The organism is Pedobacter africanus (genome assembly GCF_040548825.1).
GTDB classification, from domain to species: domain Bacteria; phylum Bacteroidota; class Bacteroidia; order Sphingobacteriales; family Sphingobacteriaceae; genus Pedobacter; species Pedobacter africanus_A.
This window is the reverse complement of sequence record NZ_JBEPSL010000004.1, coordinates 50,274-67,650: the sequence shown is the minus strand read 5'-3', so window position 1 is coordinate 67,650 and position 17,377 is coordinate 50,274. Positions and strand designations below refer to the sequence as shown.

Annotated in this window: 9 protein-coding genes; all 9 read left to right on the top strand. The window is 48.2% G+C overall.

Annotated features, from left to right (window positions below):
* Window positions 1-56: 56 nt before the first annotated feature.
* Window positions 57-1,211: a FecR family protein gene (locus ABIE26_RS19965; RefSeq protein WP_310145156.1), complete on the top strand. Its 1,155-nt coding sequence runs from the start codon at window positions 57-59 to the stop codon at window positions 1,209-1,211.
* A gap of 12 nt (window positions 1,212-1,223) precedes the next feature.
* Window positions 1,224-4,634 (top strand): SusC/RagA family TonB-linked outer membrane protein, encoded by a 3,411-nt coding sequence (locus tag ABIE26_RS19960; protein WP_310145155.1) that lies wholly within the window; start codon window positions 1,224-1,226, stop codon window positions 4,632-4,634.
* Between the two features lie 85 nt (window positions 4,635-4,719).
* Entirely contained in the window at window positions 4,720-5,304 is a 585-nt protein-coding gene (locus tag ABIE26_RS19955) for an RNA polymerase sigma factor (RefSeq protein WP_310145154.1), read from the top strand.
* Window positions 5,305-5,498: 194 nt separating this feature from the next.
* Window positions 5,499-6,584, top strand: a complete 1,086-nt coding sequence (locus ABIE26_RS19950) for a hypothetical protein (RefSeq protein ID WP_310145153.1) — start codon at window positions 5,499-5,501, stop codon at window positions 6,582-6,584.
* A gap of 51 nt (window positions 6,585-6,635) precedes the next feature.
* A complete protein-coding gene (locus tag ABIE26_RS19945; RefSeq protein ID WP_310145152.1) occupies window positions 6,636-7,787 on the top strand; it encodes a hypothetical protein in 1,152 nt (383 codons plus the stop codon).
* 15 nt (window positions 7,788-7,802) lie between these two features.
* The gene (locus tag ABIE26_RS19940; RefSeq protein WP_310145151.1) at window positions 7,803-10,613 is read left to right on the top strand and encodes a SusC/RagA family TonB-linked outer membrane protein; all 2,811 of its coding nucleotides are present in this window, start codon (window positions 7,803-7,805) and stop codon (window positions 10,611-10,613) included.
* Between the two features lie 11 nt (window positions 10,614-10,624).
* Window positions 10,625-12,400, top strand: coding sequence for a RagB/SusD family nutrient uptake outer membrane protein (locus tag ABIE26_RS19935; protein WP_310145150.1), 1,776 nt, complete (start codon window positions 10,625-10,627; stop codon window positions 12,398-12,400).
* 17 nt (window positions 12,401-12,417) lie between these two features.
* A complete protein-coding gene (locus ABIE26_RS19930; protein ID WP_310145149.1) occupies window positions 12,418-15,555 on the top strand; it encodes a SusC/RagA family TonB-linked outer membrane protein in 3,138 nt (1,045 codons plus the stop codon).
* Window positions 15,556-15,572: 17 nt separating this feature from the next.
* Entirely contained in the window at window positions 15,573-17,369 is a 1,797-nt protein-coding gene (locus ABIE26_RS19925; protein ID WP_310145148.1) for a RagB/SusD family nutrient uptake outer membrane protein, read from the top strand.
* Window positions 17,370-17,377 lie beyond the last annotated feature (8 nt).

The window sequence follows — 17,377 nt, the reverse complement described above, 5'->3', positions numbered from 1 at the left end:
TCTACTACCAGGGCCATGCTTAGCTGTTATTTATTATTACATTACTAAAATCATTAATGAATAAGAAAGAAGCGCAGGAGTTGTTTGATAAATATGCTGCAAATTTATGTACACCGGAAGAAAAGGCAATTGTTGAACGCTGGTATGCCGGTGAATTGGCCGCCAAGCCTGTTCCCAATGTAAAGGGCCTGGATGATACCAAAGGTGAAATATGGAACGGAGTGGTGGAACGGGCCGGACTTTCGGCCGAAACGAGCAGACGAAAGCCTAAGATGTGGATTGCAGCGGCCGCTGTTTTATTTATGCTGATGAGTGCCGGGCTTTATTTTTATACCCATAAACCTGAACCCCCAGCTACTTTTGTGAGAGAGGTGAATAACAGTAAACTACCGGGAAGAAACGAGGCTGTACTTACGCTTGACGATGGCTCTAAGATTATTTTAGACAAGGCGGCCAAAGGCACGCTGGCCAGTCAAGGCAGTACTTTGATCAGCAAGCTGGGCGATGGGCAGCTGAATTACCATGTTTCGGCAAAGACCGGGGATGGGGTCGGCAATGCCATTGCGAAATACAACACCATCAGCACGCCAAAAGGTGGGCAGTACCGGGTTGTACTTCCCGATGGAACTATCGTTTGGCTGAACGCGGCCTCTTCGATCCGGTTCCCTACAAGCTTCGAAACTGCCCAAAGAAACGTAGAGTTGACCGGTGAAGCATATTTTGAGGTTGCTGAAAACAAGGCCAAACCTTTTAACGTAGCCGCCGGAAAGACAAATATCCGTGTACTGGGTACACATTTTAATGTGATGGCCTACCCCGATGAGGCCAGTGTAAATACCACGCTGCTGGAAGGTAGTGTAAAGGTTTCGACCGGTAAGACTGAAGGTATTTTGAAACCCGGGCAACAGGCAAGGGTCCTGAACGGGAAAATAGGCGTAAAGTCCGTGGATGCCGAAGAGGTTATTGCCTGGAAGCGGGGCTATTTTTACTTTAAGGATGCGGACATCAGGACGGTGATGCGACAGGTTTCGAGGTGGTACGATGTGGAGGTGGAATACCAGGGCAATGTTCCGGAAATGGCCTTCTCGGGCAAAATGTACCGGAATGTAGATATACTGAAAATGCTGGAGGCATTGAGTTATTTCAATGTGAATTACAAACTTGCAGATACCAGGAAACAAAAAGGGAAAAAGACCATTGTGATCCAATAAATAACCCGGGCTATGAAACTGATTGTTCTGTTGATAACCATAGCTCTAGTTCAGATAGGCATTAAGGCCCAGGCCCAGGTTACGCTGGATAAAAAGGACATCAGGCTGGCGCAGGTTTTTCAGGTGATAGAAAAACAGACCGGCTATGTATTCCTGTATACAGATAGGGCACTTCCCGAAATCAGAATTGATATAAAGGTTAAAGACCTGGGTATTGCCGAAGCATTAGAACACTGTTTTAAAGATCTGCCCTATACCTTTAAAATTGTGGAGAACAATATTCTGGTAAGGAAAGAAAAACAGGCTGCAGGGCTTGCTGCCCCAAAACAGCAAGACTTGCCGCTAAGGGTGGAAGGGACGGTGAGCGATAACAAAGGACTGGCCCTGGCTGGAGCTACCATCCGTATCGAAAATACCAATATAGGGACCATTTCCGGTCCTGCCGGTGAATATAGCCTGAAGATTCCAGACCCTAAGGCTGTGCTGGTGTTTTCTTTTGTTGGCTTTACAGCCAGGAAACTAAACGTAAACGGACGTACACAGTTAAATGTGAACCTGGCAGAGGATGCCGCGGCCATAGCCGAGCTCCAGGTGGTGGGCTATGGAATTCAGAAAAAAGCAAGCGTGGTAGGGGCCATTTCCAATATCAACCTGCCAGAGCTGAGAAGGGCAGCGCCCTCTAACCTGAGCAATGCGCTTGGGGGAAGTATGCCCGGACTGATTACCCGCATGGGCGATGGGGCTATAGGCGGAGTGCAAAACCGTTATTCAAATGGGAGTCTGGATGATGCACAGATCTATATCCGTGGTAAATCTACCCTGAATGCCCAGGCTGCACTGGTGCTGATTGATGGGGTGGAGGGATCGCTTTCGCGCATGAACCCGGAAGACATTGAACAGTTTACCGTGTTAAAAGATGCTTCTGCTACAGCGATATACGGTGTGAGAGGGGGCAATGGGGTAATCCTGATTACCACCAGGAGGGGCGAGCCGGGCAAACCTAAGCTGAGTGCGACCAGTCAGTTCAGGCGGATGAAACCATTGGACTTCCCGAAGTTCCTGGGCTCATATGATTATGCAAACTTGTACAATGAGGCGCTGAGGAATGCTGATCTCCCTGAACTGTATACGGCCGGGGACCTGGAACTGTACCGTAACGGGAAAGATCCTTTCGGGCATTCAGATGTCAACTGGGCCGATGTATTGATGAAGGATCATTTTATGGAACAGCAGCATGTGGCCAGTATATCCGGAGGTACAGCAAGGGTAAGGTATTATATCAGCGGAGAGTACAACCAGTCGGGCGGCATTTTTGTGGGCAGCAAGGCGAACAACACGGATTACAATTACAGGCGTTACAATCTGCGCTCGAACCTGGATTTTACAATTACCAAAAGTACGGAACTGAGTGTGAAATTAAATGGGCGGCTGAACGACCTGAATACCCCTATTAAAGCCGAAAGCAGCGGGCAGCGGATAAACGGGGTGGCCTGGGCCGATATTGTAGCGAGAAGACCGATTGAGGGGCAGCTTTACAATCCCGACGGGTCTTACAGCGCCGGACTGGGAGCCATCCCCACCTGGAACACGCTGGCCGATTTGTATGACGGTGGCTTTATCAGGCGGCTGTCTAACACCATAGAATCAAATTTTACTTTAAACCAGAAACTTGATTTTATTACCTCTGGGTTGTGGTTCAGGGCCTTATATGGCATGAGTTTTAGCAATGGCTCTACCAAACAGCTGAACCGGAGCCCGGGCATTTTTAGCTACGATCCCCTTAACGGGATTTATACGCTGGAAAAACCGGCAATATTGCCCTGGTACAGTATTGTAAGTGGCCCGTTTCAGGATTTTGGGCGTACCCGGCAGATTGAACTGGCCCTGAATTACGATAAGGTCATCGCAGCTGACCATCACCTTAGCGCCATGGGTGTTTTTACCCAATCGACCAATGAATTGCAGGCCGCATTGCCCCGTTATTTCCAGGGGATGGCAGGGCGCGTTACTTATGCCTATAAAAATAAATACCTGGCCGAAGGGAACCTGGGCTACAATGGCTCTGATGCTTTTAATAAAGCCCGTCGTTACGCCCTGTTCCCGGCAGGGGCATTGGGCTGGGTACTTTCGGAAGAGCATTTCCTGAAAAAACATTTGAAATTCATCAGTTTTATGAAGTTGAGGGCTTCTTATGGAGAAGTTGGGAACGACAGGCTCAATGGTGGCCTGCAGTACTTTTACCAGTATAATTTCACGGCACCCTCGCCAATTCCAGGCTCCGACAATACGGTAAACGGATACTATAACCTGGGAACTGGTGCAGGTTCACAGCAGATTGGATTGGTGGAGGGCACCTTGGGGAATGACCAGGTAACCTGGGAAACGGCACGAAAAACCAATCTGGGGCTGGACCTGAAATTATTTAACGGCCGTTTGAGTTTTACAGGGGATGTATTTTATGAAAAACGGAACGATATCCTTACGCAGCGGGCAGATTTTCCCATGTATACCGGGTTAACAACTTCACGGCTCCCGGCCCTGAATATTGGCAAGGTAGACAATAGAGGAATAGAATTTTCTTTAGGTTATACCGACCGGGCAGGGGGGCTTGGTTACAATATTGGGGGCAATTATACTTTTGTACGCAATAAAATTGTTTACCGCGGTGAGGCCAGTCAGAAATATGCATGGCAGTACGCTACCGGCCACCCCATTGGGACGGAAAGTTTGTACACCTGGACGGGCAGGTTTTACAGTGAAGAAGATCTGCTAAATCCCGATGTGCCCAAGCCGGCAGGGATAACCAAGGCTGGGGAACTCATGTTTGCCGACCTGAACAGCGATAAGCTGATCAATAGCGATGATATGGCTTACCAGGGTTATACAGAAACACCCGAAATAACTTATGGCATGAATATCGGCCTGGATTATAAGGGGCTTTACCTGTCTGCCAGCTGGTATGGCGCATCGAATGTAGCCTACAGGCCTTCAGGAGCCATACGGTACGAGTTTGCGAACAACATCCAGCCTTACCAGATGGCCGAACGCTGGGTTTACGATCCGGAACGCGGACTGGATACCCGGAGTACTGCAAAATACCCCTTGCTGATGGTGGGCGCTGCACCTCAAACGCGCCAGGCTTCTACTTTCCATAAACTGAACGCAGCTTACCTGAGGTTAAGGGCAATAGAGCTGGGCTATGATTTCCCAAAGCCCCTGGTACAAAAGCTTAGGGTAACCGCATTGCGTGTATTTCTAAGCGGCTCCAACCTGCTTACTTTTTCGGGCATGAAAAAATACCACATCGATCCGGAATATATCGGCGCCAATAATCCGGATGCAGCAGGTACCAACGGGGCATCAACGGGAGTGTATTCCCCGCAAAATAAATTCTATGCGCTGGGGCTTAATATTGTCTTTTGATCTTTTATTGATTTATAGCTTCGGTGACGTAAACAATTGTTGTATATTAAATATTTCTATAGTATATTCGTAACAACAGAACCTCATGCTGGCCTACAAATCATATACTGATCGGGAACTGCTGGATTGCTTAAAATCAGGAGACCGTGCCGCATTCGCTGAAATCTACGAACGGTATTGGAAGACTATGTATTTCCATGCATTAAAAATGCTGGGGGATGAAGACGATGCTAAAGATCTGGTACAGGAACTTTTTGCTTCGGTATGGACCAGGGCTGCCAGCATTCCCTTTAGCAACAACCTTTCGGGTTACCTGTACATCACCGCCAGGAACAAGATCATCAACCTGATACAGCAAAGGAAAGTCCGCCGGGATTATTTAAGCGGATTGGCCGCCTTTGCTGAGGAGGCAAGTAACGGCACTATAGAGCAGATAGACGAAAAAGAACTGTTGCTGATTGTTGAAAAAGAAATTCAGGCCCTTCCCCATAAAATGCGTCAGGTGTTTGAACTGAGCCGTAAACAATACCTCTCCCATAAGGAGATTGCAGACGAACTGGATATTTCCGATAAAACGGTAAAAAAGCAGATTGGTTATGCCATAAGGATGATCAAGCTGAAGCTGGATGTGCTGACCAGAGTGGTGCTCCTGCTCATTTTCTTTCCATAAATAAAATTTCTGAAGCGCTCTTCTACTACCAGGTGCAGGGCTAACTGTTTTATTATTAACAAGTCAGTAAAACCTGCGGGTTGGCGCTGATCTGGATTTTGGTTTGCCGGACAGCATGCGGTGTGGCTAAAATTCAGGTACAATGCCGCCGCAGGCTTTACTGCCAAACAAACTAAACAGAAATAACCACCACGATGAAAAAGCAAAACCTAACCCGTTGTACTTTGATGTACGCAATGACTTTTTTAGTTTTTTCGCTCTTATCTCTATCCTGTACCAAAAGTAAGGCACCTGTTGCCGATGATCCTGAAAGTGTGCAGCGGAAGCAAAGCAATTCAGCAGCCTTAGTGGCTACAGCCCAGGACCTGCCAGGTGGTAAAGCCCGTTTTTCAGCAGTAATGGGCAATATGGACCTTGCAGGAGCAACCGTTGTCAGGATTTGCAACTGGACATTTAACGCCGGCGCCGGAACTGTGGCTGCTACCTATTGGGATTGGAATACGGCAGATGAAAAGGGCAAAACGTTGTTTAATGCACATACCTGCACTTTTGAGGGCATCAGCAGGACAGCCAATCCTTATACCCCTACAGGCTGGATGCTACCCGCGGCCCAGTATTTTGGCCGGACAGGTGCGTACACCTACAATGCAACCACAGGTATACTTTCCATTGCCTGGGATGCGCCCTGGACAGGGGTAACGGAAAGCTGGAATGTAAGCAATCCTGATGCCTTTAGCGCGAAAGTATCGCTCAGAAGTTCCAATTACGGACTTACCCATGGCAGGGGTTACGGCAGCAATGCCTCATGGAGTACCTTTAAAACAGTTGCGCAGGTGCCCCGTATACTTTATCGTGGTTTTAGGATCGCCGTTTGGTCTAAAAACGGGACTACTATCTATATAGACACCATTGGGACCGGTGCATGGAAGGCCGATAAACTAAATTTATCGCCTTTTACCGCATCGGCCAATGGCAATACCCTGCATGCGCTGTTGCCCAGCTCTGATGATGTGTGCGATGATGGCTGCTCAACCAGCAGAAACGGCATCATCTATCACCTTGCCAGTAATAACAATGGCCGGAGTATGGTTTACAACCATTTTTGTGCCTGCCTGCCTACCAACGAGGAGTTTCCGACGTACAACCGCAATTTACACCCGTATGCTTTTCAGCAGATCATTGATGACAATGGCAATATGAGGGGCTTTGTGGGAATAGAACAGCAGGATGAGCCCGGGTCGGTTGGCTATCAATACCAGCTTAAGGAATATTTTCAATGACAACAAAAGCATCCTAACCAACTTTTAACGTAAACAGAAATAACCACCACAATGAAAAAGCAAAACATTAATTCCCGTGCCTGGGCGTATATGACGATTTTATTCGTTGTCCAGTTCTCGTTTCAATCCTGCAGCAAATACCAGGCTGCAGAGGTTGCTACCGAAAGTAAGGAAAGCAGCAGGCATCTGGCTTCGGTAAGCAAGGTTGCTGCTGCCCAGCCGCTGCCGCAGGGCAAAAAGAACTTTTCGGTAACCCTGGGCAATATGGATACCACGCCCTGGGTGAGACTGGGCAATTGGACATTTAATGAAACCAATGGCACTGTGGCCGCAACCTTCTGGTCCTGGTCTTATAATGATAAACACGACGTTCAGGTGCTGGGCACACATACCTGTACTTTTGATGGGGTAACCAAAACAGTAAACAATCATACACCCTATGGCTGGATGGTTCCGGCAGGAGTATATGCCAACTGGGCTGGTGATTATACCTATGACACCACAACAGGAAGGCTGGTGATCAGCTGGACATCGGGCCTTGGGGCAGGCCATTCGGAAAGCTGGGATGTAAGCCTTCCGGAACCCGGATTGGCAAGGCTGAAGTTTGTTCCGGCCTCTTCCAGTTATAATGTGACTCATGGTCGCGGTTATGGCAGTAATGCGGCATGGAGTACTTTCAAAACCATCAGTGATGTGCCCACATTGTCTGTTACCAGTACAACCGGCAGAAGGGTAATGGTTTCCTACAATGACGGGCCTCCGGCAGTGACTACCATTACGCCTGCAACCGCAAGTGCATGGACTGGTGCTGCCTGGGGGCTGGCTGATTTTACCACGCCTTCCAATCCAAATCCAAAAAATACAAAGCATGCCTGGAAGCCAAGTACGGCCTGTACCGGATCCTGCGCCACTGCAAGGGAAGGCATCATTTACCATATGTCGAGCAATAACAATGGCCGGCAGATGGCCTGGATAAATTTCTGCGCCTGCCTGTCGCACAATGGAACAACCGCCAACCATTGGCCGGGCTATAATGGCAATATGCATCCTTCGGCCTTGATGCAGATTATTGACGATAATGGCGATATGCGTGGCGTGGTAGGTATGGAGTCGCAAAATCCGCCCGCTACGGGGCCGCAAAGTGGCGGCTATCCAAGGTTTCAAATACAATTGTTTGACTTTACAACTATTCCCGGATCTTAATCAAACGTCATTTATATGATAAAAAAAATTACACAACTCAGCATAGCCGCCGCAGGGTTCCTGCTGTTCTCCTGTTACCAGGCCGAAGCACAGGAAAAGAAAACCGATAGCCTGGACAAGCCGGTACCGCTATTGTATGGCAGTCAGCACAAAAAATACATTACAGGAGCAGTTTCCGAAATAAAAGGGGCCGAGGTAAGCAATGTGCCGGGTACCAACAGGTTAAACTCATTTTCAGGACGCACAACGGGCTTTTTTGTAAGTCAGCTCGACGGCCTGCCGGGCACAGAAGAAAATTCGTACCAGATCAGGGGCTTTCATTCTTTTAACGGGACCGGAAGGCCGCTGATCCTGATCAATGGCAGGATGGACGATGTGACCATGCTTGAACCAAATGACATAGAAAGTGTGACCGTTCTGAAGGATGCTGCCGCTGCGGTTTTGTCGGGATTGAATTCTGCAAACGGTGTGCTGCTCATCACCACCAAAAGAGGTCAGCCCGGAAAGATCAGGGTAAATTATAATGTAGAATCTTCTTTTCAGCAGCCTACACGGGCACCCAAATTTCTGAACGCCTACAATTATGCATTGCTGTACAATGAAGCACAGCTGAACGATAATCCGGCAGCTACACCAAAATACAACGCTGCGGCACTGGAGGGCTTCCGGAGTGGCAGCGACCCCTTCCTGTATCCGGATGTAGACTGGACCGGAACATTGCTGAAAAAATTCTCGCTGCAAACCAGGAACAACCTGAACATTACAGGTGGAACAGAGCAGGCGAAATACTACTTTTCGGCCAGCTACTTAAATGACAATGGTATTTTTAATACGGATAAAAATATCAATACCTATAACACCAATTCCAACCTGAACGTATTGAACGTCAGGGCGAACATAGATCTGGACATCACAAAGAACCTGAGCCTGTTTACAGATGTAAGGTCTAAAAGAGAAAAAAGGAATGCGCCGGGTGCCTATAGCGACAGTTATGATGAAACGATTTTTGGTGCTTTGTACAGCACGCCTGCCAATGCTTATCCCCTCAAAAACGCCGACGGATCACTTGGAGGGAACCTGACTTATACCAATAACCCCTACGGAATGCTCAATTACAGCGGTTATTCCAATTACATCATTACTTCTTTGTCTACTTTTTCTGAACTGACTTACGATTTCAATAGCCTGCTGAAAGGCTTAAAGCTGAGGGCCAACCTGGGTTTTACCAGCTATGCCGAACTTCAGTTTAGCCGGAGCAAGACCTTTGCGGTATATTCCTTAAACGCCGGAAGCCATCCTGCTACCTATACCAGGCTTGGGACCGATGGGACCCAGGGAACGGGCTCGGGGGGCTACACGGCCAGGCAACGGATTTTTGATCATTCGGCCACGCTTGACTATGATGCCGTTTTTGGTGAGCACAGCATTGCTGCAATGCTGATGTACGAAAGGCAACAGCTGGACAATGGGAATTCGACAGAGCTGACCAGAAATTTCCAGGGGCCTAAAGGCCGGATTTCTTATCGCTTTAAAAACACGTATCTGCTGGAAATGGTGGCTGCGCTGCAGGGAAGCGAGCAATACCCTAAGGGCAACCGCTATGGTTTTTTTCCTGCGGTATCGGCCGGGTGGATCCTTTCAGAGGAGGCTTTCCTGAAGGATAGCTTCATCAGCTTTTTAAAGATCAGGGGCTCCTACGGGCGGACAGGTTCGCTGGCAAACGGAGTATATTTCGACTACCTGAATGCCTACACTCAGGGCGCAGCAGGGGTTGGGGGCGCTGCTTTTGGTACAGTACCCGCCAATACACAAGGCGTGTTCCAGAGCCAGATCGGGAATCCCTTTATTACCTGGGAAAAAAGTCTGAAATCAAATGTGGGTCTTGATTTTAGCCTGTTTAACAAGAGGTTTAATGCTTCATTGGATTATTTCAATGAGAAAACAAATGACATTCTGGTCGCTAATGCCATCAGTGCCATGTACGGGGCGCCAATTGTGGCCCCTATTGGTACTTTTAAAAACAGCGGGTTTGAAATTGGGGCCGGCTGGGCAGATAAGGCGGGCGAACTTCAATATTCCATAACGGCTACCTATTCATCTGCAAAAAACGAGGTTACAGAAAAGGCCGAGCAATTCAGGAATTATCCCTGGATGTACGAGACCGGTAACCCAAGGGGGACAAGGATGGGCTACGTTTTTGATCGTTTTTATACAGAAACAGACAATTTTGCCAGTCTTCCTGACCAGTCTTCCTTAGGGACACAGCGCCCCGGTGATCTGAAGTACAAAGATCTAAACGGCGATAATGTGATCGACAACAACGACATCATGGCTATAGGTTATGCTAAAATTCCTGAAGTGAATTATGGGGCTAATCTGGGTTTAAAATACAAGTGGCTTGACCTGAATGTATTTTTTCAGGGAACGGCCAGGGGTACTACCTATAATTCGGGTGCTACCTATAATGAGTTTACCAATAGCGGAAGGGGCAATGTACTGGAGCACCACCTGCAGCGGTGGACGCCGGGTTCAGGGCAGTCGGCCGCCTATCCACGGCTGACCTTAAACAATACCAACAACTTTGTGCAGAACTCTTACTGGTTAAGGGACAATTCGTTTTTAAGGCTCAAGTATGTTGAGCTGGGTTATATGCTGCCTGCAGGTGTGCTGAACAAAATTGGGATATCGACCGCACGTCTGTTTGTGAATGGCAATAATGTGTTTTTGTGGGATAAGGTAAAACAGAAGGATCCGGAGGCCCAGGATAACGGTTTGAGTTATCCGCTTCAACGCTCTTTTAGTGTAGGGCTTAATGTTAAATTTTAATGGTGACGGAGATGAAAAAGACAATATTTTCTATGATATGCCTTGCAATGGCCCTGTTGGTTCAATCCTGTTCTGAAGAGAACATCAATGCTGTACCGGCTAATTTTCCGCAGGCAAGTTCAATTTATGGCAATAAGGTAACGGTACTGCAATTTATCAATAACCTGTACACTTTTGTGCCCAGGGGCTATAACCGTATGGATGTAAACCCCGGCAGTAATGACGAGATCAGCGGTGCGGCCGGTGCTACACCCGGTGTGCCTGCTCCGGGTGCCTTTACAGCGATGCTGGCATCTGCCACTGATGAGGCTGTACATGCCACACGCAATTCGGCTGCTGAGCGCTGGGGTGCCGGGCAATGGAATTCTTCGGCAGCAAATTTATGGGATAGCCCGTACCGGACCATGTACGCAGGCATCAGACGTACATTTAATTATACTGAAGATATAGGGCCTAACCTGATTATTGGTAATGGGGCCAATGAACTGAAAGCTGCTGAGCGCGACCAATATCATGGGCAGGTTATATTTTTGAGGGCCCTGTTCAATTTCGAACTCTTGAAACGTTTCGGGGGATACCCGATAGTGAAAAAGCAATTGAGCGCTGCTGATGATATGAACATTCCTAAAAGTTCTTATGCAGACTGTGTAAAGTATATAACTGAGCTCTGTAACGAAGCGGCACCGTTACTGCCGCTGGTATATCCGACTTCAACGTCAGATTTTGGCCGGGCTACGCGTGGCGCTGCACTGGCCCTGAAAGCTCGTTTGCTGCTGTACGCGGCCAGTCCGCTAAACAACACTGCTGCTGATGTGACAAAATGGGAAGCCGCGGCCCAGGCTGCTGCTGCGGTAATTAACCTTAAAGACGGAGCTGCCAATGTGTACGGCTTATATCCTGCGGGTACATCAGGTGCCGGTTATGAAGCTTTTTTTACCACTATTGCAGGGAACAACGAGATCATTTTCTCGAAAATGGAACCGGCAAACAATACCATCGAGCGTTTAAACGGACTGCCAAGCATCAGTGGTGGATTAGGGGGTACCTGCCCTACACTGGACCTGGTAAATGACTATGAAATGGTTACGGGGGTGCCGTTTGACTGGAATAATCCCGCGCATGCGGCAAACCCTTTTGCCAACAGAGATCCGCGTTTTGGCAAAAGTATTATTTTTAATGGTGCCACCTGGATGAACAGCGGGACATCGGCCCTTGTAGAGACATTTGAAGGTGGAAAAGACAAAGTTGGTACCAACCCAACCCGCACCGGTTTCTACCTGCGGAAATTCCTGAATGTAAATGCCCGCTGGGTTGCACCTACAGGCAATACAAATCATTGTTTTCCTTTGTTCCGGTATGCCGAGGTATTGCTGAATTATGCAGAAGCCATGAACGAGGCTTATGGGCCGGATAATGCCGCTACCTACGGGTTGACTGCAAGGCAGGCCATTGCATTGATCCGCACCCGCGCAGGCTTAACGGGTAACCTGACTGTGCCGCAGGCCACTACACAGGCCCTGATGCGGTCGGCCATCCGTCACGAAAGGCGTATTGAACTGGCTTTTGAAGAACACCGCCATATGGACCTGCGGAGGTGGAAAATAGCGGAATCGGTACTCAACCAACCCGTATCGGGCCTGAAAATCCTGAAAACGGGAGCCACTACATACAGCTATACGCCCGAGGTGGTAGAACCGAGAGTGTTTACATCCAAAATGTATTATTACCCCTTCCCTCAGGAGGAACTCAGCAGAAATCCGGGATTGGTGCAAAACACAGGTTGGTAAATCTAAACAAAGGAATTATGAAGAAATTATTTATATTATTGATGTTCAGCATCATTTTTTTAGATGCCATGGCGCAGCAATTGAGCGTTAAGGGGAAGGTTACAGATAGCCAGGGGGCCGGACTGCCGGGAATAAATATTGTGGTTGAGGGAACCAGACTGGGAACAACATCAGATGGTTCGGGGCAGTATACCATTAGCGTGCCTAATGCCAATGCGGTGCTTGTCTTTTCCTCGGTAGGTTACAGTTCAAAAAAAATGCCGCTTAATGGGCGCACAGTAATTAACGTAAGCCTTACGGAAGACGCAAGATCGATGGATGAGGTGGTAGTTGTAGGCTATGGTACGCAAAAGAAAGCAAGTGTGGTGGGGGCAATTTCTAATATCAATGTAAAGGAATTGCGCAGGGCTGCCCCCTCCAACCTAAGCAATGCTTTGGGGGGCAGTGTACCCGGATTGATCACCCGTATGGGGGATGGTGCGGTGGGTGGGGTACAAAACAGGTACTCTAATGGCGGCATTGATGACGCACAGATCTATATCCGTGGAAAATCTACACTGAATGCGACCGGTGCCCTGATCTTGATTGATGGGGTAGAAGGTTCCCTTTCGAGGATCAATCCAGAGGATATTGAACAGTTTACCATTTTAAAAGACGCTTCTGCTACCGCAATATACGGGGTAAGAGGAGCCAATGGGGTTATCCTGATCACCACCAGGAAAGGCGAGGCCGGTAAGCCAAGGGTTAGCGTAACCAGCCAGTTCAGGAGAATGCAGCCGATGGACTTTCCGAAGTTTCTGGGGTCTTATGATTATGCTACGCTTTACAATGAAGCCATGAAAAATGCAAATCTTTCTACCTTATATACAGCTGAAGACCTGGAACTTTACCGTAACGGAAAGGATCCTATCGGGCATTCGGACGTAAACTGGGCCGACGTGCTAAAGAACAATCATTTTATGGAGCAGCAGCATGTGGCCAATATTTCGGGTGGAACTGAACGGATAAGGTATTATGTTGGTGGAGAATATAACCAGTCGGGCGGCATTTTTGTTGGCCGTAAGGAAAACAATACCGACTATAATTACCGACGCTACAACCTTCGGTCGAACCTGGACTTTTCCATTACCAAGAGTACGGAACTCAGCGTGAAGCTTAACGGAAGGCTAAATGACCTGAATACACCCATTAAAGCTGAGAGCAGCGGACAGCGGGTAAACGGTGTGGCCTGGTACGACATTGTAACGAGAAGACCCAATGAAGGGCAATTGTACAATCCCAATGGTTCTTATAACGCTGGGGCAGGAGCAATTTCTGGCTGGAATGCACTGTCTGATCTGTATGACGGTGGTTTTATCCGGCGGTTATCCAATAGCATAGAGTCGAATTTTACTTTGAACCAGAAACTGGATTTCATTACCCCCGGCTTGTGGTTTCGTGCTTTATATGGGATGACTTTTGGCAATGGATCAACCAGGCAGCTGAACAGAAACCCCGCTATATTTAGCTATGAGCGTTCAACTGGTATTTATACATTGGAAAGGGCCGAAGTATTACCCTGGTATAGTGCGGTAGGTGGGCAATTTCAGGATTTTGGACGGACGCAGCAGATAGAGGCAGCACTGAATTATGATAAAACGATTGCTGATGACCACCACCTGACTGCGATGGGGGTTTTGACACAATCAACCAACGAGTCGCAAGCCGCTTTGCCCCGTTATTTTCAGGGCGTGGCTGGCCGTATGACTTATGCTTATAAAAACAAGTACCTTGCCGAGGCCAATCTTGGCTACAACGGATCTGATGCTTTTAAGAAAGGCCGCCGTTATGCTTTTTTCCCGGCAGGTGCTTTGGGCTGGGTGCTTTCGGAAGAGAACTTTATGAAAAAGAACCTGAAGCTTATTAATTTCATGAAACTGAGGGCTTCCTATGGTGAAGTAGGGAACGACAGGCTGAACGGCGGTTTGCTGTACTTTTACCAGTATAATTTTGCAGCCCCATCAGCTCCTGCTACAGATAATACGCTCAATGGTTATTATAACCTGGGAACGGGTGCAGGTACCCCGCAAATCGGTTTGGTAGAAGGTATGCTGGGAAACGATCTGGTAACCTGGGAAACGGCACGCAAACTTGATTTTGGCCTGGAAATAAAGTTGTTTAACAACCGTCTGAGTTTCACCGGGGATTTGTTTTATGAAAAACGGAACGACATCCTTGCCCAGCGGTCTGATTTTCCTATTTATACCGGGCTGACTACGGCCAAACTTCCGGCACTGAATATTGGTAAGGTAGATAATAAAGGCCTGGAACTGTCGCTGAGTTATACCGACAAGATAGGGGGATTGGGTTATAACCTTGGGGGCAATTATACCTTTGTGAGAAATAAAGTGATTTTCAAGGGGGAAGCCAAGCAGAAGTATGACTGGCAATACGCAACGGGACATCCCATTGGGACAGAAAGCCTGTATACCTGGACGGGTAAGTTTTACAGTGAGGAGGACCTGCTGAACCCGGATGTGGCCAAACCTTCAGGGGTGCGTGCTGGGGAATTGATGTTTGCCGACCTGAATGGAGATAAGGTGATCAATAACGATGATATGGCTTATCAGGGTTATACCGAAACACCTGAGATAACCTTTGGCTTTACATTTGGGGCAGATTATAAAGGCTTTTATCTTTCAACCAACTGGTATGGGGCTTCGAATGTCGCTTATCGGCCATCAGGTGCCATCCGGTATGAATTTGCAAATAACGTTCAGCCCTTTCAGATGGAAGACCGCTGGGTATATGATCCGGAACGTGGGCTGGATACCCGTGCCACGGCTAAGTATCCGTTGCTGATGATTGGGGGCGCCCCGCAGACCAGGCTGGCCTCTACCTTTCATAAACTGAATGCAGCATACCTGAGGCTAAGGGCTGTTGAACTGGGGTATGATTTCCCTAAAACCATTACCCAAAAACTCCGGGTATCGGCGCTGAGGCTTTTTGTAAGCGGTTCTAATTTGCTTACCTTCTCGGGGATGAAAAAGTATCATATCGACCCCGAGTACGTTGGTTCCAGCAATCCGGATGCTCCCGGGACAAACGGTGCATCAACAGGAGTGTATTCTCCACAAAATAAATTCTATGCTTTCGGGCTTAACATTACCTTTTAAGGATCAGAATGAAGATTATGAGAAAGATATTTTTAGTTGTGACTTTTGTAATGACCGCATGTTTGTCCTGCACCAAAGACGGGGCAGACCTGCTGGATCCTACAGCCAGCAGAGGAATAAGTGATGTGTTTGGCAATGCGACCAACAGCGATAAATTTTTAATGGACATTTACCGGCAGATACTTCCGGTGCTGCCAAGAACAGACTTTGCAGGTTCGCGCTGGAGGCACAATTACCTGCTTGATGTAGGAACGGAAAATGGGTCGAGCAATATTCAGGGCAACCTTCCCGTACGCGATTACAATGCAGGTTCGCTGACACCCAGCAGTACCGGTTTATTTTCGTATAGCGACTGGAGGGACGGTTATGTGGCCATCCGTGCCTGTTACCTTTTTCTGGCACATATTGATGAGGTGCCGCTGGACCCCCAGTTTAATTATGATGAGACTACCCGGAAAATTCGTAAGGCCGAAGCAAAGTGGCTGCTGGCATTTAACTATGCCGAGCTGGCCAAAGAATTTGGTGGCCTGCCCCTGGTTAAAAAGGTAGTAGATCCCCTGGATGATGTTACTGTTGCACGAAGCTCTTTTGACGAAACGATAAACTATGTTGTGCAGTTATGTGATGAGGCCGCGGTGGATTTGCCGCCAGTTTATACAGATAACGAACTGGGGAGGGCTACCAGGGGAGCAGCCCTTGCATTGAAAGCCAGAATGCTGCTGTATGCAGCAAGTCCGCTTTGGAATGACAGCAGCAGCCCGGCCGATTCACCTTTTAACGGGAAATATGATGCAGGAAAATGGCTTAAAGCTGCACAGGCCGCGCAGGCGGTAATGAACCTGAATGCCTACCAGCTGCACCAGGATATTGCCACTTTGTTTAATACACGCACCAATACTGAAATCATATACGCCCGCATGCAGGAGCCGATGGCCTATTTCAGTGCTACCAATGTGCCTTACCGTTTGTACAATGGTACCGGGGCCTACGCACTGGGCGGTGCCAATCAGGTAACGTATAATATGGTGAAGGAATATGAGGTGCTGAAAAATGGTGTAGCCTATTCGGTTGATGATCCGGCCTCGGGGCATAATTTACAGGACCCCTATAAGAACAGGGACCCACGTTTTTACCGTGATTGTATTTACAATGGTGCACAGATACTGGGCAAAACTGCTGAATTTGGCGATGTGGCTGCTGGGGTGGCAAAAACGCCGGCCCACAATATGCTGCCCAGCATTTACAACACTTATGTATTTAACGTGAAGTTTTGTGACCTGACCCTGAACGTAACCTGGAACGCACGCAGCCCTTCGGCCGGTACCCGTACCAATCAGAATTATCCCTACCTGCGGTATGCTGAAATATTACTGAATTATGCGGAAGCGATGAACGAAGTGTATGGACCGGAAGGTACAGGGCCGGGTTTAACCCGAACTGCTTTGGATGCGCTGAACGAAGTGCGCACCAGGGCGAAATACCCTCCAGGTAAACCGGAGTATATGGGGCTTAGCGGTGGAATGCCTCCGCTTGCCTCGGGGCTTGGCAAGGAGGAGTTTCGCTTGAAATTAAGGCACGAACGCCGGGTGGAATTCTGCTTTGAAGAACACTGGTTCTGGGACCTGCGCCGCTGGAAGCTGACACCCGATCTCGACATCAAGGCACAGATTCCGGTTTGGGTTTCCCCAACTGCTGTACAGTACCAGATCAAGACCATAGACAACAGGTACTTCGATTCAAAGATGTACCGCATGCCAATACCGCAGGCAGAGATACAGGCAAATCCGAAATTGGTTCAAAATCCAGACTGGTAAATGATAAC

Bases quoted from the DNA above. Each gene is read 5' to 3' on its own strand.
- ABIE26_RS19965 (WP_310145156.1), top strand. From the start codon at position 57: ATGAATAAGAAAGAAGCGCAGGAGTTGTTTGATAAATATGCTGCAAAT.
- ABIE26_RS19960 (WP_310145155.1), top strand. From the start codon at position 1,224: ATGAAACTGATTGTTCTGTTGATAACCATAGCTCTAGTTCAGATAGGC.
- ABIE26_RS19955 (WP_310145154.1), top strand. From the start codon at position 4,720: ATGCTGGCCTACAAATCATATACTGATCGGGAACTGCTGGATTGCTTA.
- ABIE26_RS19950 (WP_310145153.1), top strand. From the start codon at position 5,499: ATGAAAAAGCAAAACCTAACCCGTTGTACTTTGATGTACGCAATGACT.
- ABIE26_RS19945 (WP_310145152.1), top strand. From the start codon at position 6,636: ATGAAAAAGCAAAACATTAATTCCCGTGCCTGGGCGTATATGACGATT.
- ABIE26_RS19940 (WP_310145151.1), top strand. From the start codon at position 7,803: ATGATAAAAAAAATTACACAACTCAGCATAGCCGCCGCAGGGTTCCTG.
- ABIE26_RS19935 (WP_310145150.1), top strand. From the start codon at position 10,625: ATGAAAAAGACAATATTTTCTATGATATGCCTTGCAATGGCCCTGTTG.
- ABIE26_RS19930 (WP_310145149.1), top strand. From the start codon at position 12,418: ATGAAGAAATTATTTATATTATTGATGTTCAGCATCATTTTTTTAGAT.
- ABIE26_RS19925 (WP_310145148.1), top strand. From the start codon at position 15,573: ATGAGAAAGATATTTTTAGTTGTGACTTTTGTAATGACCGCATGTTTG.